The following is a 20,127-nucleotide window of genomic DNA, read 5'->3' on the forward strand; positions in this document are numbered from 1 at the left end:
GTGAATGGGAAACTGGAATGGGTGTCGGCGTCTCGGGCTATGCCCAGGGGCTGCTCACGCGGCAGCGGACGGCGATGAGGATCAGATGGGGCAGAATGACGCGAAAGTCAACCCCGATCCGCACTGTCCAGCCAGATCGTCACCGGACCGTCATTGGTCAGCGACACCTGCATGTCCGCGCCAAAGCGCCCGGTTTCGGTGGCGATCCCCAGATCGCGCATCGCCTGCGCCAGGTGTTCATACAGCGCCCGGCCCGTGTCGGGATCGGCTGCGGCCGAGAAGCCGGGGCGGTTGCCGCTGCGTGTGTCCGCGGCCAGGGTGAACTGGCTGACGACCAGCGCGCCGCCGCCGGTGTCCAGCAGCGACCGGTTCATCCGCCCCTGATCGTCGCGAAAGATGCGCAGGCGCGCGATGCGCCCGGCCATCCGGTCCACCGTGGCGGGGTCGTCGCCCTGCATCGCGCAGGCCAGCACCAGAAGGCCCGGCCCGGTGCGCCCCACGACCTGGTCATCGACCAAGACCGAGGCTTGGGCGACGCGCTGGACCAGAACCCTCATGCGCGGCGGCTCCACAGGCCGAACAGCGCCATGCCGGCCACCATCGCGGCAAAGAACACCCAGACCGACGGCCCGCCGAAGAACAGCGACGCCATCGCCGGCCCCGGACACAGGCCCGACAGTCCCCAGCCCAGGCCGAACAGCGCAGCACCCCCGATCAACCGCCCATCCAGCCGCTGTTCGGGCATCGCGGGCAGGGGCGCGCCGCTGAGCGACCGGTTGCGGGCCGCGGCGATGCGCCATGCCAGGAACATCACCACGACCGCGCCGCCCATCACAAAGGCCAGTGTCGGGTCCCAGGCCCCGAACAGGTCCAGAAACCCCTGCACCTTGGCCGGGTCGGTCATGCCCGACACCACCAGCCCCGCGCCGAACAGCCCGCCCGACAGGCCGGCGATCACCAGCCGCGTCATGCCGCACCCCCCATCAGGCGCGCGATCAGCACCGCAGCCACGCCCGTGCCCAGATAGATCAACGTCGCCACGATCCCCCGCAGCGACAGCCGCGAGATGCCGCAGACCCCGTGCCCCGAGGTGCAGCCGCTGCCAAGCCGCGTGCCAAAGCCCACCAGCAGCCCCGCCAGCGCCAGCACGCCCAGGCCCGCGACCGGGCGCGAGGCCTGGGCCGCGCCGGTGCCGACCATCACTGCGGGGACGGCGACCAGCGCCGCCAGAAAGATCAGCCGTTCTGCCAGATTGGCGCGGCCGGTGCCGTCGATCACGCCGCCTAGCAGGCCGCTGGCCCCCATGATGCGTCCGTTGCCCAGCATATACAGGGCCGCCGCCGCGCCGATCATCAGCCCGCCGATCAGTCCCAGGATCCAGTCGGGGTTCATGATGTGTCCTTTCATCCCGTCGCCTGGACAGGATGTATTCCAATTTGCGAATGTGTCAAGGCTCTGGCGCCCGGCAAGTCCGGTCCCGGAGTTCAGCGACCCAGGATGATGCCGATCACCACCATCATCAGGCCGATGGCCGATGCGGCCAGGGCCGCCACGTTCACCGCCAGGACGCCGCGCATGCGGACGCGCAGGGCCTCGTCGTCCAGGCCCTTGGCGCGGGCGCGGCTGACGGTCCAGATGCACCACACCAGCGCGCCCAGTCCCAGCAGCGTCAGCGCGGCGCCGGTCCAGATGATCCAGTCGAACAGGGTCATGGTCGTCTCCTTTGGCGACAGGCAGGCGGGGTGCCGCGCCCGTCCCCTAGCGGCGATTGCACCGCCCGACAAGACCGCCTAACACGCGGGGCACATGCGCAAGAGGGGACGAATCCGATGCAGGACGATCAGGCTTATGGAGTGGCGGCAGACGAGCTGCGCCAGTTCATCGAACAGTTCGAGCAGCTGGAGGCCGAAAAGAAGGACATCGCCGAACGCCAGAAAGAGGTGATGGCCGAGGCCAAGGCCCGCGGCTATGACACCAAGGTGATGAAGCAGATCATCGCCCTGCGCCGCCGCGACAAGGATGACATCGCCGAGGAAGAGGCGATCCTGGACATGTACAAGGCCGCCCTGGGCATGGTCTGACGACACCCTTGCGCTGCCCCTGCGCGCGGGGGTCGCGCAGGGGCTTAGGGCAGGATGAATTCGACGCCGGGCAGGACCGCGATCTCGGCCGCGTCGGCGTGATAGGTTCGGGTGACCTCGTCGACCATGTCCTGCGTCCATCCGGGCAGGTCGATCGGCTGGTCGACCGTATCGGGCAGCGCGTGATCGGCCAGCATCCGCGCGTAGAGGTCGCGGCGCTGGCGCACGGTCATCTGGTCGCGCCCGGCCATCGCGTCACGCAGCAGCGCGACCCCCGCATCGCCCAGCAGTTCGTGCATGTACAGGATGCCGCCCGACAGCGGCGCCGAAGGCGGCAGGGCCGCGACCAGGCGCACCACCTCGGGCCAGATCAGTGGCACGTCCTCGTGGCACCAGACCACCACGCGCCGTCCCTGCGTCGCGCGCAGCAGGCGCTGGATCGCGGGGCGCCAGCGCAGCTGCAGGGGGTCTGTGCCCTGCATCAGCGCGTCATAGCCGCCGCCGCTGAACTGGCCCAAGACCTCGGTCAGCAGGACGGCGGGGTTGCGGATCGCGACAAAGAACTCGGTCTGCGCCGACGGGAACAGCCGCGACAGCGCCGCGGCGCGCAGCCCGATCTGCGGATAAAGCCCCTCACGCCCGACCGCGCGGCCGGGCGCGCCCATGAAGGTCGGCGTGGACATGATGACCCGCGACGGATCGTCGCTGTCCAGCATCGCGTCCAGCATGATCTGTTCCATCTCGGGGGTGGCGGTGCCGCCGTTCAGCGATTTCAGCGCCTCGTCGAACAGGCCGCGATGGCGGTTCGGGGTCACGACCTCGGTCCCGGCCTTCTGCAGCGCCGCGCGGTTGTTCAGCAGGGTCTTGAGCAGGCGGTCGCCATCGGTGCCATGCACCCCCATGTGGAAAACCATCTGCATCTGAACTGTCCCGTCTTTTCAAGGTGCCGCACGCGGCCGGGCCACGCTGGATCTGGCGCGCAGATTACCGCTGTGGCGTGGACAGTCAAACCGCTTTGCCCTATCGCCCATGCCATGACCCGGACAGCCCCCGCCCAGACCCGCCCGCGCCGTCACGATCATGCCCTGCGCCAAGGGGGCGGCCGGGGATGGTCGCTGGCCGCGGTGCTGGTCGCGGGGCTGGTGCTGATGCCGGTGCTGTCGGTCGTCTGGCTGGCGCTGAACCCCACCGACAACATCTGGCCGCATCTGCTGTCCACGGTCATGCCGCGCTATTTCGGCAACACGGTGGCGTTGGCGATGGGCACCGGCCTTCTGGCGGCGGCGATGGGCACGGGGGCGGCCTGGCTGGTCAGCATGTACGATTTTCCGGGCCGGGGCGCGCTGCAATGGCTGCTGCTGCTGCCGCTGGCGGTGCCGGCCTATATCGGCGCCTATGCGCTGGCCGATTTCCTGGACTATTCCGGCCCGGTGCAGATCGCCCTGCGCGGCTGGTTCGGGTGGGAATCGGCGCGCGACTATTGGTTCCCGCGCATCCGATCGCTGGAGGCGGCGGTCGTGGTGCTGGCCTCGGCGCTCTATCCTTACGTCTATCTGCTGACGCGGGCGGCGCTGCACGAACAGTCGGGCAGCGCCTATGAGGTCGCGCGCGCTCTGGGCACCGGGCCCTGGGGCCTGTTCGCCCGCGTGGGCCTGCCGCTGGCGCGCCCGGCCATCGTCGCGGGGTCCGCGATCGCGATGATGGAGGCGGTCGCCGATTACGGCGTCGTCAGCTATTTCGGCGTCCAGACCCTGAACACCGGCATCTTCACCACCTGGTTGGAGCGTCGGAACGCCGGCGGCGCGGCGCAGATCGCCTGCGCGATGCTGGCCATCATCGTGGTCCTGTCCCTGTGGGAGCGATTCGCCCGCCGCAACGCCCGCTATCATCAAAGTGCGCGCCAACCCCGCCCGGTCACCCGACAGCGCCTGCGCCCGCTGGCGGGGGTTGCGGCGATGCTGGCCTGCCTGCTGCCTTTTGCGATGGGCTTCGTGCTGCCGGTGGGGGTGATCACGACCTATGCGCTGGCCTATCCGCAGGGCTGGCTGTCGCCGGGGCTGGCCCGGGCGGCCTGGCACACGGTGTCCCTGGGGGGGATGGCCGCGGTGCTGACGGTGCTGGGCGCGCTGATCATGGTCTATGGCACGCGCCTGTCGGGGCGGTCGCTGCCGCGCCTGCTGATGCCCGTCACCACCATCGGCTATGCGGCGCCGGGGGCGGTGCTGGCGGTGGGGCTGCTGATTCCGTTGGCGGCGCTGGATCACCGGGTGGCCGATGGCTGGCTGGCGCTGACCGGCACCGATCCGGGGCTGATCCTGACGGGGACGGGCACGGCCATCGTGCTGGCCTATCTGGTGCGGTTCTTTGCCATCGGGCAGGGGGCGATCGACGCGGCCTTCACGCGTGTGCCGCCGTCGCTGCCCATGGCGGCGCGGTCCCTGGGGCGCGACAATGCGGGCGTGCTGCGGACCGTGTATCTGCCGATGATGCGCGGGTCGGTGGGGGCGGCCCTGCTGCTGGTCTTCGTCGATTGCGTTAAGGAGCTGCCCGCGACGCTGCTGCTGCGCCCTTTCAACTTTGAGACGCTGGCCACCCGCACCCATGAACGCGCCAGCCTGGAGGATCTGGGCAATGCCGCCCCCGCGGCGCTGCTGGTGATGGCCGTGGGGCTGGCGGCGGTGGCGCTGCTGGCGCGCACAAATCTGGGGCGCGCGCGGCGCTGACGCGCTTGCGCAGCACGGGTCGGCTTGGTAATCGGGCAGGGATGCCGGCTTAGCTCAGTGGTAGAGCGTCTGATTTGTAATCAGGGGGTCGGGGGTTCAAATCCCTCAGCCGGCACCACTCGTCATCGCATGCTATTGAAAAACCTCAGCTAAGTTCAATCTTGGCCAAGGCGTAGAACATGACGGCATACAAATCTGCACCCCACACATTCACAAAAGACGGGGTCTTCTACTTCGTGCGGCGGGTCCCGGCGGAACTGCAGAAGCACTACACCTCTCAGAAAATCGCCTACTCGTTACGAACTAAATCAGTGGCAGTTGCTGCCGCACGGGCAATTCGTGCAGCCAGCCAACTCGATGAATACTGGTTTCATCTTCGGGCGCAGGATGCCGAGCTACCGGGCAAACATATGCTGCGGTTGAACATCAGCAAACCGGCACCCTCATCACCGCCAGATAAGGCTTCCGTCACCAGCGACGTGCCGAAGCTGTCCGAATGTGTGGCAACATACATTCGCCTTAAGGGATCTGGAAAGCCACAGACCTTTCGGAGCGCCGCTGAGCGATCTTGCGGCTATGTTATCGATGTTTGCGGCGACAAGGCGTTGAGCGAATACATACGAAAAGACGCAAACGCATTTCGGGATGCCTTGGTGGCACGAGGAATGGCCGGAAGCAGTATTACCCGCATCTTCGGTACGGTTAGGGCTGTGACCAACTTTGCAGCCAGCGAGGAAGGCCTGACGCTGACCAATCCGTTCGGTGGTGTCTACTATGATCGGACTGCAGGGGTTGTTGATCGCCTGCCGATTCCTGTGGACAGCATCCGGAGGATCCAGGCCATCTGCTATCAGACCGATGACGAAATGCGCTGGCTGGTGGCCTTGATCGCTGATACAGGCATGCGCTTGGCTGAGGCGGCGGGTCTGCTTCTTGAAGACTTCGGCCACGACGACAATGGCTACTACGTCCACGTAAAGCCGCATCAGTGGCGTAGACTGAAAACCACAAGCAGCGCTCGGACTATCCCTCTTGTCGGTTCCTCTGTCTGGGCGGCACAGCGACTACTGCAAAACGGTCGTACATCAGGTTTTGCCTTTCCCCGCTACAACAAGACAGGTCAGACGAACGCAAATGCAGCTAGTGCGGGGCTCAACAAGTGGTTGAAGCCGCATGTTCACCAGTGCGCCACGATGCATGGCTTCCGACACTCGATGCGGGACCGGTTGCGGGCTGTGGAATGTCCCGCTGACATCGTGGACCAGATTGGAGGCTGGCAAACGGAAGGCGTGGGACATGGATACGGGCGGGGGTACCCGCTCGATGTGCTGCGGCGCTGGCTAGAGACAGCCGTCAAGCCTACATAGCATCTTCAAGCAGGCCGTTGAAAACGTCGGTGCTGAACGCTGGCTACGGCTAGCTGGCAGCATCGGCGAAGTAGTCTTCGTCGACCGTCTGAATAAGGTACGTTTGCCTTGCGCGGACGCCGACGCCGTACTTGATCATCAGGTGAGCGAGCCGTTACCCGGTGATCAGTATCACTCTGTGCTGGACGCGGTTCAGGTATTCTTGTGCCTCTCGCGAGAAGTCGGAGGTGGTCACAAAAACGCCTTTGGTCGCGCCCTCGCCTGTGAGGGACCCTACAAATTGCTGTATATCCGGACGGCCAATCTTGTTGTGCGCAGCGTATCGTTTTGCCTGGATGTACACGGCATCGAGGCCGAGCGAGTCCTCGTGGATTATTCCGTCAATGCCTCCATCCCCTGAAAGCTTAGTAACCATTCCTCGTGCCGCCTCACCACCGCCGTAGCCCATTGCTGACAGCAGATCGACAATCAGCCTTTCGAAGCGCGCTGGTGTCAGCTGGTGAAGAAGCAAAAGCAGTTCGTCGCGGAGTGCTGCGGACAGCAGTGCTGACGCCGCCTCCATAGCGTCCTCTGGTGTCTGGCCGTCATCAGTCGGCAGTGAATGCAGCTGCACGAACGCATCCCCTTGCCCACTAGCCTCGTCGCCACTTCCCGCACGTGACGCTTCGATCCATTCGGTGAAGCTTGGAATTGCCGACAGGACCTGATTGTCGATCCGTGGAGGATTAGTGGCTAAAAACTGGCGGCCTTGTTCGGTGATGACGTGTAGGTTCCTCTTTGGCGACTCCAGTAGACCGGCCTTTGACAGATATGTGCGGGCCCAGTGCGCCCGGCTCTGCAGTACGGTTGTTCTTCCACTGGGCAGCAGTTCAGAAGCTTCCTCATCGCTGATAGCGTATTGTTCTTGGAGACGAGGAACGCAGGCGGCAACATTGGGAGCCCCTTCCGCAAACAGCCGCAGAACAGGAAGCATCAGGGTTTCGTAATCGGGGACCGCCATACCGGAGTTCGCTCTATCGTTTGGGTCGTGGTGCTGAAAGCACTTTCATTGCGGCCCGCCGCTAGGTCAATGTGCAGCGGTGCTATCGGGCAACTACATGTGCTGCCGCACGCGGCCCAGCCGTCATGTTCTACGCCTTGGCCAAGATTGAACTTAGCTGAGGTTTTTCAATAGCATGCGATGACGAGTGGTGCCTGCAACGGGAGCCTAACCACGACCATCAAGCTCAGGACACCCTCAGCCGGCACCAACTTTCCCTTGCATCCCGGACCGTCTTGCCCTATTCAGACATGGCTACGTTAAATTCTCTGCATCCTGTCTGCTTCTGCCTTCAGTCTGCTTTGTTAATCTGACGGCCAAGCCACCGCATACTGCGGGTGGAACACTAAGACAGGAGATCTCACGATGGCCAACGGCACCGTGAAATGGTTCAACAGCACCAAAGGCTTCGGCTTCATTCAACCGGAAGGCGGCCGCCAGGACGTTTTCCTGCACATCTCGGCTCTCGAGCGCGCTGGCCTGCAGGCCCCCGCTGACGGCCAGAAGGTGACCTTCGAGCTGGAGCGTGGCCGTGACGGTCGCGAATCGGCAACGAACGTGCAGTTCGTCTGATCCGACGCCTTACGGCGACGATACGAAAGGGCTGTCCTCCGGGGCAGCCCTTTTTGCTTGCCCGGGCTTGAGGCCGGCGGGGCTTTGACATAGCAGGTCTGCATGAAAATCCTGTTTCTTGGCGATGTGATGGGCCGGTCCGGCCGGCGGGCGATCACCGAACGGCTGGCGGGCCTGCGGGCGCGGCTCAAGGCCGATCTGGTGGTCGTGAACGCGGAAAATGCCAGCGGGGGCCGCGGTGTGACCGCCGGTCACGCGCAGCTGCTGCTGGAGGCGGGGGCGGATGCGCTGACGCTTGGCGACCATGCGTTCGATCAAAAGGACATGCTGGCCTATATCGACCGCGAACCGCGCATCATCCGGCCGCTGAACTTTGCCCGCGACGCGCCGGGGCGAGGGCACACGATCATCAGCGATACGCGCGGACGCAAGCTGCTGCTGGTGCAGGTGTTGGGGCAGGTGTTCATGTCGCGGCCCTATGACGACCCGTTCTCGGCGCTGGACGGCGTGCTGCGCGCCCATCCGCCGGGCGGCATGGTCCAGGCTGCCCTGGTCGACATCCATGCCGAGGCCACCAGCGAAAAGATGGCCGTCGGGCATTTCTGCGACGGGCGCGCCAGCCTGGTCGTGGGCACCCACACCCATGTGCCCACCGCCGACGCGCAGATCCTGTCGCGCGGCACCGCCTATCTGACCGACGCGGGCATGTGCGGCGATTACGACAGCGTCATCGGCATGGACAAGGCCGAGCCGCTGCGCCGCTTCATCACCGGCATGGCCCGCGACCGCTTTGTCCCCGCCGAGGGAGAGGCGACGCTGTCGGGCGTCTTCGTCGAGACCGACGACCGCACCGGACAGGCCCGCAGCATCCAGCCGGTTCGCGATGGCGGCCGCCTGGCGCAGACCCATCCGGCCTGACGCCGCGCATTTTCTGCATCCGCGAAGATCGCTTGCGGCTCTGCGCCGATCTGGCGCAAGATGCGCCAAAGCGGCCCCGCCGTGCCAGGATCGAGACGTGAATGTTCGGATTTGAACTGACCGGGATGACCAGCGCGGTCGTCACCATCTTCATCATCATTGCGATGCTGACCCTTTTCATCCGGGAAACCTACCCCCCCGAGGTCACGGCGATCATCGGGGCGGTGGTGCTGCTGTCCCTGGGCATCCTGGACACCAGTTCGATCGCCGGGGTGCTGTCGAATTCGGCGCCCTGGACGATCGCGTTCATGTTCATCATCGTGGGCGGGCTGGTGCGGACCGGGGCGCTGGACTGGATCGGCCAGCGCGCCGCGCGCCATGCCAGCGCGCATCCGATCCTGACCCTGGGGCTGGTGTCCTGCGTGGTCTGCGTCATGTCGGCATTCGTCAACAACACGCCGCTGGTGGTGGTGATGATGCCGATCTTCATGCAGCTGGCCAAAGAGATGGGAAAATCGCCGTCCAAGCTGTTGATCCCGCTGTCCTATCTGTCGATCCTGGGCGGCACCATGACGCTGATCGGCACATCGACCAACCTGCTGGTGGACGGCGTCGCCCGCGCCCAGGGGATGGAGCATTTCACCATCTTCGAGATCACCTGGGTCGGCCTGCCCATGGCCATCGTGGGCGTCGTCTATCTGCTGATCTTTGCGCCGCGCCTGCTGCCCGACCGCGATTCCATGTCGCAGCTGCTGTCCGGTCGCACCAAGATGAAGTTCTTCACCGAGGTCGCGATCCCCGAAGGGTCGGCCCTTGAGGGCAAGACCCTGGAGGAGGTGGACATCTTTGCCCGCGACAATGCCCGCGTCATCGACGTGCTGCGCGGCGACGCCTCGCTGCGGCGCGATCTGGCCGGGGTGCGGCTGGAGCAGGGCGACCGCGTGGTGCTGCGCACCCCCATGTCCGAGGTTCTGGGCCTGCAGACCCACAAGGACCTGCGCATGGTCGACAAGCTGTCCTCGGTCGAGACGTCGACGGTCGAGGTGCTGATCACGCCGGGCTGCCACCTGATCGGGCGGTCCTTGGGCTCGATGCGCCTGCGGCGGCGCTATGGCGTCTATGTGCTGGCCGCGCACCGCAAGAACCAGAACATCGGCCGCCAGCTGGACGATCTGGTGGTGCGGGTGGGCGACACGCTGCTGCTGGAGGGGGCCACCGCCGACATCCAGCGCCTGGCCGCCGACATGGATATGGTCGAGGTCAACGCCCCCTCGGACCGGGCCTTCCGGCGCAAGCACGCGCCCATCGTGGTCGCCGTCCTGCTGGGCGTGGTGATCCTGTCCGCGCTGGAGATCGCGCCGATCCTGCTGCTGGCCTTCATCGGGGTCGCGGTGGTGCTGGGCACGCGCTGCATCGACGCGGACGAGGCGCTGTCCTTTGTCGACGGCCGCCTGATGGCGCTGATCTTTGCGATGCTGGCCGTCGGCGCGGGTCTGGAAAGCAGCGGCGCGGTGCAGCTGATCGTGAACAAGGTCGCGCCCTGGATGACCACGCTGCCGCCCTGGGCGCTGGTGCTGGCGGTCTATCTGCTGGCGACCACCCTGACCGAAACGGTGACCAACAACGCCGTCGCCGTGATCCTGACGCCGGTGGCGATCAGCCTGGGCGTGACACTTGGGGTCGATCCGCGCCCGCTGGTCGTGGCGGTGATGATGGGCGCCAGCGCCAGCTTTGCCACGCCCATCGGCTATCAGACCAACACGCTGGTCTATGGGCCGGGCGGCTATCGCTTTGCCGATTTCATCAAGATCGGCCTGCCGCTGAACCTGCTGATGGCGGTGGTGGCGTCGCTGCTGATCCCGCTGATCTGGCCGCTGACGCCCTGAGGCGACCCGCCGCAGGCAGGTCAGCGCGGTTGACCTGTCTGCAATGCTGCCATGCAGCATCAGCGGTTGTGATTTGGACCCGAAACCCCGATCTAGGGTGCAGGGGAGGGAACGGCTTTGTCACACGCAAGGAGTTTCCACATGGCGACCATCGCTTCTGTTCACACCAAGACCACCGGCTTTTCGGCCGCGTCGCTGCTGGCTCCGTTCCGCGCCGTCGGCCGATTCATGATCATGCTGGCCGAGGCAAGCCCGCAGATGCGCGCGCTGAACCGCCTGAGCCAGATCTCGGACGAGGAACTGTCCGCCAAGGGTCTGACCCGCGAGGGCGAGGTTCGTCGCATTCTGGGCGGCGCCGCCGCGCTGTAAGGCTGCGGATATCGATGGACGACGCACGCGCGGCCCCCGGGGCCGCGTTTTGCGTTTGGGGCCACGGTGTCGGGTTCGTCTTGCGATGGGGTGGCGGGCTGGACTAAAAGCGCGCCAGACCCGTGTATATTCCGCAAGCCGAAGGACGACCCGACATGGCAGGCCATTCCAAATGGGCCAACATCCAGCACCGCAAGGGGCGGCAGGACAAGCTGCGCTCCAAGCTGTTCTCCAAGCTGGCCAAGGAAATCACCGTCGCCGCGAAGATGGGCGACCCCGATCCCGAAAAGAACCCCCGCCTGCGCATGGCCGTCAAGGAGGCCAAAGTCAAATCCGTCCCCAAGGACGTGATCGACCGCGCCATCAAGAAGTCGCAGGGCGGCGATGCCGAGAGCTATGACGAGATCCGCTATGAGGGTTACGGCCCCAACGGAATCGCGCTGGTGGTCGAGGCGATGACCGACAACCGCAACCGCACCGCGTCCAACGTGCGCAGCTATTTCACCAAGGCGGGCGGCGACATGGGCCAGACCGGCTCGGTCAGCTTCATGTTCGACCGCGTCGGAGAGATCGTCTATCCCGCAAGCGCGGGCGATGCCGACACCGTCATGATGGCCGCGCTTGAGGCGGGTGCCGATGACGTCGAATCCGACGACGAGGGCCACTGGATCTATTGCGCCGACACCGCGCTGAACGAGGTGTCCAGCGCGCTGGAGGCGTCCTTGGGCGAGGCCGACAGCACCAAGCTGATCTGGAAGCCGCAGGCCCCGACCGAGGTCACCGATCTGGAGACCGCGCAAAAGCTGATGCGCCTGATCGACACGCTGGAGGATGACGACGACGTGCAGACCGTCACCGGCAATTTCGACATCTCGGAAGAGGTCGCGGCGCAGCTGTGACCTCTGGGTCCGATGGGTCTTGCGCGCGGCGGCGAAAGGCGGCATTTGCAGATGATGCAAATGGAAGCTGAAACCCGCCGCGACCTGATCGGCATAGGCTGGATGCTAGCGACGGGGCTGTGCTTTGTCGCCGTCAACACCATCGTACGCAGCCTGGAGGGGGCGCTGCCAGCCTCTCAGGCGGCGTTCATCCGGTTCCTGTTCGGGCTGGTCTTTCTGGCGCCGGTCATCGTCGGCGCCCTGCGGGGCGGGTTTCCGGCGCCGATCTGGCGGCTGTTCGCCCTGCGTGCGGCGCTGCATGTCGTGGCGGTGGTGGCGTGGTTCTATGCCATGTCGCGCATCACCGTGGCCGAGGTCACGGCCATCGGCTTTCTGAACCCCATCATCGTGACCATCGGCGCGGCCCTGTTTCTGGGCGAGCGTCTGGCCGCCCGGCGCATCATGGCCGTGGGCGTGGCCCTGCTGGGCGCGCTGATCGTGCTGCGCCCGGGGCTGCGGGAGCTGGACCCGGGGCATCTGTCGCAGGTGCTGGCCTCGGTCGCGTTCGGGGCCTCCTATCTGGTGGCCAAGCAGCTGTCGGGCAAGGTGCCCGCATCGGTGGTCGTGGCGATGATGTCGCTGACCGTGTCGGTGGGGCTGGCGCCAACGGCCTTGGCGCAATGGGTGCCGCCGACCATGGCGCAGCTGGCCTGGCTGGCGCTGGTCGCGGTCTTTGCCACGGCGGGCCATTACACGATGACCCGGGCCTTTGCCGCGGCCCCGCTGACGGTGACGCAGCCGGTGACCTTCCTGCAGCTGGTCTGGGCCAGCCTGGTCGGGGTGTTCGTCTTTCACGAACCGCTGGACGGGTGGGTGATGCTGGGCGGCGGCCTGATGATCGGGGCGATCAGCTATATCACCTGGCGCGAGGCGCGGGTGCGCGCCCGCACCGTGACCCCGCCGGTCAGCGCGACCAAGATCTGAGGCCGGAACCCTGTCCCCGGTCCGGGTGTTCGCCCCGGACACCGGAGGACATGATGGCATCGCAGGAACAGATCTGGGACGACTGGCAGACGCTGGTCAACATGGCCCCGTCCGCGCTGAAGGACTGGCTGGACACCGATGAGAGCAAGTCCGTCGGCGACACGGGCGGGCAGGGCGAAAGCACCGGCCACAAGTCGGGCCGCCACATCCTGCGCATCAAGGATAAGAAAAAGGCCGACCTGACCCAGGATGACTGGGCGCATATGGCCAAGGTCGCAGGTTACATCAAGCGCCACCTGGCGCAGGGCGGCCCGGCCAAGGACAAGGAACACAGCGACTGGCGCTATTCGTTGATGAACTGGGGCCACGATCCGCTGAAGTGATCGCGGCCCCCGCGTTCAGCGGTTCGGCCACAGCGTCGCGTGCCGGTTCACGTCCTTGTACAGCAGATAGCGGAACGGCCCCGGACCGCCGGCATAGCAGGCCTGCGGGCAGAAGGCGCGCAGCCACATGTAATCGCCGGGGCCGACCTCGACCCAATCGCGGTTCAGGCGATAGACGGCCTTGCCCTCCAGCACGAACAGGCCGTGTTCCATCACATGCGTTTCTGCAAAGGGGATCGAGCCGCCGGGTTTGAACGTCACCACGGTGATGTGCATGTCGTGGCGCAGATCGGCCGGGTCCATGAAGCGCGTCGTGCCCCAGGCCCCATCCGTGTCGGGCATCATGGACGGGGCGATGTCCTGCTCCTGCACCACGATGGGCTCGGGTTTGTCGGTGCCGGCAAAGGGCTGCCACCGTTTGCGCCACCAGTGAAAGCCTGCGGGACCGGCGGTGCGGTTTCGGATCTGCCAGGGCGTGCCGGGGGGGATATAGGCGAACCCGCCGGGCGTCAGCAGATGTTCGGTGCCGTCGATCACCACCTGCATGTCGCCGCCGGTGACAAAGATCGCGTGCTGGATTTCCGGGTCGTCATCGGGGGTGTCGCTGCCGCCGCCCTCGGCCAGTTCGACGATATACTGGCTGAAGGTTTCAGCGAACCCGGTCAGCGGTCGGGCCAGCATCCAGAACCGCATCCCCTGCCAGCCGGGCAGATAGCTGGTGACGATGTCGCGCATCACCGTTCGCGGGATCACCGCGTAGGCGTCGGTAAAGACCGCCGTGTCGGTGGTCATGCCCGTCTGCGGCGGCAGGCCCGCCACGGGCCCGGCATAGCGGATGCGCGGCGCGGTCGCGTCGTCTGTGGGCAGCGGGGCGATGTCGCCGGTGGGGGCGCCCGCGGGGCCGGTCTCGGTCATGTCAGGATCTCTTTCAGGCGGAGGGTGGCGATGCGGATGACCTGCGCCTCGGCTGTGGCGCGCTCAAGCGGGGTGGGGTTGTCCAGGCGGGTCTGCATGGCCGATAGGATGCCCGCCTTGTCATGGTCGCGGACCGCGATGATGAAGGGAAAGCCATGCTTGGCGACATAGGCGTCGTTCAGGCGGGTGAATTCGGCGCGTTCCCCGTCGGTCAGCGCATCCAGACCGGCGCTGGCCTGTTCGGCGGTGCTGTCGGCGGTCAGGCGTTTCGCCTGCGCCAGCTTGCCCGCCAGGTCGGGATGGGCCTGCAGAATGCCCAGACGTTCGTCGTCGCCCGATGCGCGAAAGATCTGCGCCATGCGACCGGCCAGACCGCCCGGCGTGTCATGGACCGCGCCCATTTCCGCGTCCCAGACCCGTTCCGCGATGAAGGGCGAATGTTCATAGACGCTACCAAAGCGCGCCACGAACGCCTCACGGTCCATCTGCGAGGGGCGCAGGCGCGCGCGATACGGATGTTCGGTTGCCCAATGGCGCGCGATGTCAAGGCGGCTGGCGAACCAGACGCCCTCATGGCTGCGCGCATGGTCCAGGAAGCGCTGGATCGCCATCGCGCGACCGGGACGCCCGGCCAGGCGGCAATGCAGGCCCACCGACATCATCTTGGGCGCACCCGCCACCCCTTCGGCATAGAGCATGTCAAAGCTGTCGCGCAGATAGTCGAAGAAATCGGTCCCCGTGCCGAACCCCTGACCGCTGGAAAAGCGCATGTCGTTGGCGTCCATCGTATAGGGCACCATCAGCTGCGGGCGGCCCTCATGGACATGCCAATAGGGCAGTTCATCCGCGATGGTGTCGGCCAGGTATTCGAACCCGCCCTCTTCGCAGCCCAGGGCCACCGTGTTCATCGACGTGCGCCCCTGATAGAAGCCGCGCGGCCGCTCTCCGGTGATCGCGGTGTGCAGGGCCACGGCCTGGGCGATGTGATCGGCCTCGACCTCGCGCGGGACGTTGCGATAGTCGATCCATTTCAGGCCGTGGGTCGCGATCTCCCACCGGGCCTCCTGCATGGCGGCGACCTGTTCGGGGCTGCGCTCCAGCGCGGTTGCCACGCCATAGACGGTGATGGGCAGGTCTTTCAGCAGGCGATGCATCCGCCAAAAGCCCGACCGCGCGCCGTAATCATAGATCGATTCCATGTTCCAGTGCCGCTGGCCGGGCCAGGGCTGCGCGCCAATGATCTCGGACAGGAACGCCTCGGAGGAGGGGTCGCCGTGTTCGATGCTGTTCTCGCCGCCCTCCTCATAGTTCAGGACGATCTGGACGGCGATGCGGGCGCCGCCCGGCCAGCGGGGATCGGGGGTGGTCTGGCCATATCCGGTCAGGTCGCGGCTGTATCGCATCGGGGTCCCCTTGTGCCTGTCGTTGCGTCAGCAAAGCCCGCCCGCGGCCCAAGGGCAAGCGGGCAGGGCCCGAATTCTGTATCAAGGATTGCGCGACAATCAGGGTGTCTTTCAATGAGGCATTGAAAGACTTGCGCGCCGGTGGCGATTGCGGCACTGCGCCCCACCGCCCAGTGTCGCGGCCAAGGGGGACTTCATGGAACGTTATTTCGATCTTGCCGCCAAAGGCACCAGCATCCGGACCGAGGTGATCGCGGGCATCACCACCTTCCTGACCATGGCCTATATCATCTTCGTCAACCCGGACATCCTGTCCACCACCGGCATGGACCGCAACGCGGTGTTCGTGGCGACCTGTCTGGCGGCGGCGGTGGGGTCGCTGATCATGGGGTTCTGGGCCAACTGGCCCATCGGCATGGCGCCGGGCATGGGGCTGAACGCGTTCTTTGCCTTCACCGTCGTGGGGATGATGGGGTTCACCTGGCAACAGGCTCTGGGCGCGGTCTTTATCAGCGGCCTGATCTTTCTATTCCTGTCGGTGACGGGCATCCGGCGCTGGCTGATCTCGGGGATCCCGGCTTCGATGCGCAGCGCCATCGCGGCGGGGATCGGGCTGTTCCTCGCGATCATCGCGCTGCAATCATCGGGGATCGTCGTCGGCAACCCGGCCACGCTGGTGGCCCTGGGGGATCTGACGCAGGCGGGTGCGCTGCTGACCATCGGCGGGTTCTTCGTGATCGTGGCGCTGGACGCGCTGCGCGTGACCGGGGCGATCCTGATCGGCATCCTGGCGGTCACGGTCGTCTCGATCGCCCTTGGCGTCAGCCAGTTCGGGGGCGTGGTGTCGATGCCGCCGTCGATCGCGCCGACCTTTCTGCAGATGGACCTGCTGGGCGCGCTGACCTTTGGCATCGTGCAGGTGGTGCTGGTCATGGTGCTGGTCGAGGTCTTTGACGCCACCGGCACGCTGATCGGCGTGGCCAAGCGCGCGGGCCTGCTGACCGAGGGGCCGACGCATACCAACAAGAACCTGGGCCGCGCGCTGATGGCCGATTCGACGGCGATCACCGCGGGCGCGATGCTGGGCACCTCGTCGACGACCGCCTATGTGGAAAGCGCGTCGGGCGTGCAGGCGGGGGGCCGCACGGGCCTGACCGCGGTGGTCGTGGGCGTGCTGTTCCTGGCCGCGATGTTCTTTGCGCCCCTGGCAGGCGCCGTGCCCGCCTATGCGACCGCGCCCGCGCTGCTCTATGTCGCGACGCTGATGGTACGAGAGCTGTCGGAGGTCACCTGGGACGACGTGACCGAGGCCGCGCCTTCGGTCCTGACGGCGATTGCCATGCCGCTGACCTATTCCATCGCGAACGGGCTGGCCTTCGGCTTTATCAGCTATGCGGTGATCAAGCTGCTGACCGGCCGCGCGCGAGAGGTTCACGCCGCGACCTGGATCATCGCCGCGCTGTTCACGGCCAAATTCGCGCTGTTCGGCGCGCATTAGGACGGATCAGGCCGCCCGGCCACCCAGGGCTTCGGAGAGGGCGGCCGCGGCGGCGGCCACCACGGCGCCCAGGGTCTTGACGTGTTCGGCCCCGATCCGGTTCGTCGGCCCGCTGACCGAGATGCCGGCGATGGCCTCTCCGGACAGGTCGAACACGGGGGCCGCGATGCAGCGCATGCCGCGGGTGCGCTCCTCATCGTCGAAGGAGAACCCGCGATGGCGGATGCGGGCCAGGTCCGCCTCCAGCGCGTCGCGGTCGGTCAGCGTGGTGTCGGTGAAGCGCGCAAGCGGACCCAGACCCGCGACGCTGTCGGGTCGGAACGCCAGCAGCGCCTTGCCGATGCCCGAGGCATGCAGGGGCGATCGCGTGCCGGGCGGAAAGAAGGCGCGGATCGTCTCGGTCGTCTCGACCTGGCTCAGAAACAGCACGGAATCGCCCTGCAGGATGCCCAGGTTCGCGGTCTCTCCGGTGTGCTCCATCAGGGCGCGCATGATCGGGCGGGCGCGTTCCACCAGCCCCGACCGGCGCATGAAGGCCGACCCCAACCGGAACGCCTGCGGGCCGATGTTCCAGGCCTGGGTGGACGGATCGCTTTCCACCATGCCGCGCGTGGCCAGCGTGTGCAGCACGCGGTGCACGCTGGAGGGGGGCTGGCCCGCGCGGTCCGCGACCTCGGACAGGGTCAGCCCCGGGTGTGCGGCCAGCAGATCCAGCAGGTCCAGCGCCCGGTCCAGCGCCTGCACCGTGCCGGGGGCGTCGGGCAGGGTCTTGCGGGGGCGTCCGCGCTTGCGGGTCGGGTCGGCCATTTTAGCGCCTCCGTTGATGGCGTCTTGCGCGATGGGCGAAAATCGCGCCCGGGTTGCGGAAATGCCGGCGAAATCGCAGATCGGCCCGCATGCGTCCTTATCGGACGAATTGGAAACGAGTTCCAGAATGTTTGTCGCAACCCCGGGGCTGTGTCAGGCTGCACCCGGGGAGACTGGGCCGCGGCCTGTGCCCGAACCTTGGGCAATCCCGGGGCGGGCCGATGCCGCAGCGCAGAATGAGCTTTGCCGTGGGGGCCCTTGGGGTCACGCTGCGGGGCAAAGGGTCCGGTGGGACCGACAGAACAGGGGGACATCATGACCATCTCACGCATCGGCACGCCCGAGCAATTGCGCGACCCGAACTATCTGCCGCCTTTGTGGTCGGCGGTGCCTCTGGGCATCCAGCATGTGCTGGCCATGTTCGTGGCGAACGTCACGCCCGCGATCATCGTGGCGGGGGCGGCGGGGTTCGGGTTCGGGTCCAACAGCGCCGATTTCCCCGAGATGCTGTATCTGATCCAGATGTCGATGCTGTTCGCGGGGGTGGCCACGCTGTTCCAGACCGTCACCATCGGGCGGGTGGGCGCGGCGCTGCCCATCGTGCAGGGGACGTCCTTCGCCTTCATCCCGATCATGATCCCGTTGGTGGCGGGCAAGGGGGTGGACGGGCTGGCCGCCCTGTTCACGGGCGTGCTGATCGGGGGGCTGTTCCATGCCGCCCTGGGCACGGTGATTGGGCGCATCCGGTTCGCGCTGCCGCCGCTGGTGACGGGGCTGGTGGTGCTGATGATCGGTCTGGCGCTGGTCAAGGTGGGCATCGAATATGCGGCGGGCGGCGTGCCGCTGAAGGCGCAGGGGTCGGATGCCTATGGCAGCTGGGCCAGCTGGTCTGCGGCGCTGGTGGTGATCGTCGTGACCCTGGGGCTGAAGTTCTTTGCGCGCGGGATGCTGTCGATTTCGGCGGTGCTGGTGGGGATTGCGGCGGGCTATGTCTATTGCCTGCTGACCGGCAAGCTGCCGGTCGGGGCGATCACCGGGTCTTGGTCGCAGGCAGCGGCTTTCGCGCTGCCCATGCCGTTCAAGTACGGGTGGGAGATTTCCTTCGCGGCGATCATCGGGTTCTGCCTGATGGCCTTTGTGTCCGCCGTCGAGACGGTGGGCGACGTGTCGGGCATCACCAAGGGCGGCGCGGGCCGCGAGGCCACCGACCGCGAGATCGAGGGCGCGACCTATGCCGACGGCTTCGGCACCGCCGTGGCGGGGGTGTTCGGGGGGCTGCCCAACACGTCCTTCAGCCAGAATGTCGGCCTGATCGCCATGACCGGCGTCATGAGCCGCCATGTGGTGACCATCGGCGCGGTCTTTCTGATCCTGTGCGGGCTGGTCCCCAAGATCGGCGGGCTGATCCGCACCATTCCCATCGAGGTTCTGGGCGGAGGCGTGATCGTGATGTTCGGCATGGTGGTCGCGGCGGGTATCTCCATGCTGTCGGACGTGATCTGGAACCGGCGCAACATGGTGATCTTTGCGGTCGCGCTGTCGGTGGGCCTGGGGCTGCAGCTGGAGGCGATGGGCACCGCGCCCGGCGGCGTCGACGCGCTGCAGCACCTGCCCGAGACGCTGCGGGTGCTGGGGGCGTCGGGCATCCTGCCCGCCGCGCTGATCGCCATCGTGCTGAACCTGGTGCTGCCGCAGGAGCTGGCGGCGGAGGCCACCGAGGAGGTCAGCGGCGGGTTGTCGGGCCATGGCGCGGGCCTGCGCGACCGCTGACCAGGCGCAAGGGCGGCCGGGGCCGCCCTTGCGCCTGGTCTCCCGTCCCGGCGGGGCCGGGACGGGCTGTGGGTGCGGGGGATTATTCACGAAATCTTAAGACTGCCTTGCGAGGCTTGCGGCTCGAAGGGGGTGCGGGATCGGGTATCAGGGTGGAAAGCGACAAGAGGGGGGATGTGATGCCCGGATTTCTGACGACCCATGTTCTGGACACCGCGCGCGGCGCGCCCGCCGCCGGCATGGAGGTGGTGCTGTTCTGTCTGGAGGGCGGCGTGCGAACCGAGCTGGCGCGGATGGTGACCAATGCGGACGGGCGTACCGATGCGCAGATCCTGCCCGAGGCGGAGTTCACGACCGGCACCTATGAGCTGGAGTTCCACGCCGGGGCTTGGATGGACGCGACGGGCATCGCGGCCGAGAGCCCGCGCTTTCTGGACGTGATCCCGATCCGGTTCGGCATGTCCCAGCACGATCATTATCACGTGCCGCTGCTGGTCTCTCCCTTCGGCTATTCGACCTATCGGGGCAGCTGA

General features: G+C 66.5%; 22 protein-coding genes and 1 tRNA gene. 14 read left to right on the forward strand and 9 right to left on the reverse strand.

Annotated elements, in window-relative coordinates:
• Positions 1-107: 107 nt before the first annotated feature.
• The 4 genes from dtd to FA740_RS10965 form a co-directional block, all read right to left on the reverse strand.
• The gene (dtd, locus tag FA740_RS10950; protein ID WP_136856816.1) at positions 108-557 is read right to left on the reverse strand and encodes a D-aminoacyl-tRNA deacylase; all 450 of its coding nucleotides are present in this window, start codon (positions 555-557) and stop codon (positions 108-110) included.
• The gene (locus FA740_RS10955; RefSeq protein ID WP_136856817.1) at positions 554-970 is read right to left on the reverse strand and encodes a DUF6691 family protein; all 417 of its coding nucleotides are present in this window, start codon (positions 968-970) and stop codon (positions 554-556) included. The genes dtd and FA740_RS10955 overlap by 4 nt, the downstream gene beginning before the upstream one ends.
• A complete protein-coding gene (locus FA740_RS10960; RefSeq protein ID WP_136856818.1) occupies positions 967-1,392 on the reverse strand; it encodes a YeeE/YedE family protein in 426 nt (141 codons plus the stop codon). Before FA740_RS10960 ends, FA740_RS10955 begins: the two co-directional genes overlap by 4 nt.
• 92 nt (positions 1,393-1,484) lie before the next feature.
• Positions 1,485-1,712, reverse strand: coding sequence for a hypothetical protein (locus FA740_RS10965; protein WP_136856819.1), 228 nt, complete (start codon positions 1,710-1,712; stop codon positions 1,485-1,487).
• 117 nt (positions 1,713-1,829) lie between these two features.
• Here FA740_RS10965 and FA740_RS10970 point away from each other — a divergent pair, with 117 nt between their 5' ends.
• Positions 1,830-2,081 (forward strand): DUF2312 domain-containing protein, encoded by a 252-nt coding sequence (locus FA740_RS10970; RefSeq protein ID WP_042248738.1) that lies wholly within the window; start codon positions 1,830-1,832, stop codon positions 2,079-2,081.
• 44 nt (positions 2,082-2,125) lie between these two features.
• Here the strand turns inward: FA740_RS10970 and FA740_RS10975 are convergent, their stop codons facing one another.
• Positions 2,126-3,001, reverse strand: coding sequence for a hypothetical protein (locus FA740_RS10975; protein WP_136856820.1), 876 nt, complete (start codon positions 2,999-3,001; stop codon positions 2,126-2,128).
• 114 nt (positions 3,002-3,115) lie between these two features.
• On the opposite strand from FA740_RS10975, the gene FA740_RS10980 reads away from it, so the two are divergent.
• The 3 genes from FA740_RS10980 (at position 3,116) to FA740_RS10990 (ending at position 6,171) form a co-directional block, all read left to right on the forward strand.
• Complete coding sequence (locus FA740_RS10980; RefSeq protein ID WP_136856821.1) at positions 3,116-4,804, forward strand: ABC transporter permease; 1,689 nt, start codon at positions 3,116-3,118, stop codon at positions 4,802-4,804.
• Positions 4,805-4,847: 43 nt separating this feature from the next.
• Positions 4,848-4,922 (forward strand) — tRNA-Thr (locus FA740_RS10985).
• Positions 4,923-4,983: 61 nt separating this feature from the next.
• A complete protein-coding gene (locus FA740_RS10990) occupies positions 4,984-6,171 on the forward strand; it encodes a DUF6538 domain-containing protein (RefSeq protein ID WP_136856822.1) in 1,188 nt (395 codons plus the stop codon).
• A gap of 154 nt (positions 6,172-6,325) precedes the next feature.
• On the opposite strand, the gene FA740_RS10995 is transcribed toward FA740_RS10990, so the two are convergent.
• A complete protein-coding gene (locus FA740_RS10995; RefSeq protein WP_211243692.1) occupies positions 6,326-7,144 on the reverse strand; it encodes a restriction endonuclease in 819 nt (272 codons plus the stop codon).
• Between the two features lie 432 nt (positions 7,145-7,576).
• Here FA740_RS10995 and FA740_RS11000 point away from each other — a divergent pair, with 432 nt between their 5' ends.
• The 7 genes from FA740_RS11000 to FA740_RS11030 all read left to right on the forward strand — a co-directional run bounded on the left by FA740_RS11000 (position 7,577) and on the right by FA740_RS11030 (position 13,201).
• On the forward strand, positions 7,577-7,783 hold the full coding sequence (locus FA740_RS11000) for a cold-shock protein (RefSeq protein WP_136856823.1): 207 nt from the start codon (positions 7,577-7,579) through the stop codon (positions 7,781-7,783).
• A 102-nt stretch (positions 7,784-7,885) separates the two neighbouring features.
• Positions 7,886-8,701, forward strand: coding sequence for a TIGR00282 family metallophosphoesterase (locus FA740_RS11005; RefSeq protein ID WP_136856824.1), 816 nt, complete (start codon positions 7,886-7,888; stop codon positions 8,699-8,701).
• Positions 8,702-8,802: 101 nt separating this feature from the next.
• Entirely contained in the window at positions 8,803-10,587 is a 1,785-nt protein-coding gene (locus FA740_RS11010; protein ID WP_136856825.1) for an SLC13 family permease, read from the forward strand.
• Positions 10,588-10,728: 141 nt separating this feature from the next.
• Positions 10,729-10,956 carry a hypothetical protein gene (locus FA740_RS11015; protein WP_136856826.1) on the forward strand — a complete coding sequence of 76 codons (228 nt, stop codon included), beginning with the start codon at positions 10,729-10,731 and terminating at the stop codon, positions 10,954-10,956.
• A gap of 155 nt (positions 10,957-11,111) precedes the next feature.
• The gene (locus FA740_RS11020; protein ID WP_136856827.1) at positions 11,112-11,855 is read left to right on the forward strand and encodes a YebC/PmpR family DNA-binding transcriptional regulator; all 744 of its coding nucleotides are present in this window, start codon (positions 11,112-11,114) and stop codon (positions 11,853-11,855) included.
• 60 nt (positions 11,856-11,915) lie between these two features.
• On the forward strand, positions 11,916-12,818 hold the full coding sequence (locus tag FA740_RS11025) for a DMT family transporter (protein WP_246053588.1): 903 nt from the start codon (positions 11,916-11,918) through the stop codon (positions 12,816-12,818).
• Positions 12,819-12,868: 50 nt separating this feature from the next.
• Positions 12,869-13,201, forward strand: coding sequence for a DUF3140 domain-containing protein (locus FA740_RS11030; protein ID WP_136856828.1), 333 nt, complete (start codon positions 12,869-12,871; stop codon positions 13,199-13,201).
• 15 nt (positions 13,202-13,216) lie between these two features.
• Here FA740_RS11030 and FA740_RS11035 read toward each other — a convergent pair whose 3' ends face one another.
• Both FA740_RS11035 and puuE read right to left on the reverse strand, forming a co-directional pair.
• A complete protein-coding gene (locus tag FA740_RS11035) occupies positions 13,217-13,993 on the reverse strand; it encodes a bifunctional allantoicase/(S)-ureidoglycine aminohydrolase (RefSeq protein WP_246053597.1) in 777 nt (258 codons plus the stop codon).
• Between the two features lie 119 nt (positions 13,994-14,112).
• Entirely contained in the window at positions 14,113-15,519 is a 1,407-nt protein-coding gene (gene puuE / locus FA740_RS11040; protein ID WP_136856830.1) for an allantoinase PuuE, read from the reverse strand.
• A gap of 196 nt (positions 15,520-15,715) precedes the next feature.
• On the opposite strand from puuE, the gene FA740_RS11045 reads away from it, so the two are divergent.
• The gene (locus tag FA740_RS11045) at positions 15,716-17,017 is read left to right on the forward strand and encodes an NCS2 family permease (protein ID WP_136856831.1); all 1,302 of its coding nucleotides are present in this window, start codon (positions 15,716-15,718) and stop codon (positions 17,015-17,017) included.
• Positions 17,018-17,023: 6 nt separating this feature from the next.
• Here FA740_RS11045 and bhcR read toward each other — a convergent pair whose 3' ends face one another.
• On the reverse strand, positions 17,024-17,824 hold the full coding sequence (gene bhcR, locus FA740_RS11050) for an HTH-type transcriptional regulator BhcR (protein WP_136856832.1): 801 nt from the start codon (positions 17,822-17,824) through the stop codon (positions 17,024-17,026).
• 315 nt (positions 17,825-18,139) lie between these two features.
• Here bhcR and FA740_RS11055 point away from each other — a divergent pair, with 315 nt between their 5' ends.
• Together FA740_RS11055 and uraH are read left to right on the forward strand one after the other, a co-directional pair.
• Positions 18,140-19,594 (forward strand): uracil-xanthine permease family protein, encoded by a 1,455-nt coding sequence (locus FA740_RS11055; protein ID WP_136856833.1) that lies wholly within the window; start codon positions 18,140-18,142, stop codon positions 19,592-19,594.
• Between the two features lie 179 nt (positions 19,595-19,773).
• Complete coding sequence (gene uraH, locus FA740_RS11060; RefSeq protein ID WP_136856834.1) at positions 19,774-20,127, forward strand: hydroxyisourate hydrolase; 354 nt, start codon at positions 19,774-19,776, stop codon at positions 20,125-20,127.

Source organism: Paracoccus hibiscisoli (genome assembly GCF_005048265.1).
Taxonomy (GTDB): domain Bacteria; phylum Pseudomonadota; class Alphaproteobacteria; order Rhodobacterales; family Rhodobacteraceae; genus Paracoccus; species Paracoccus hibiscisoli.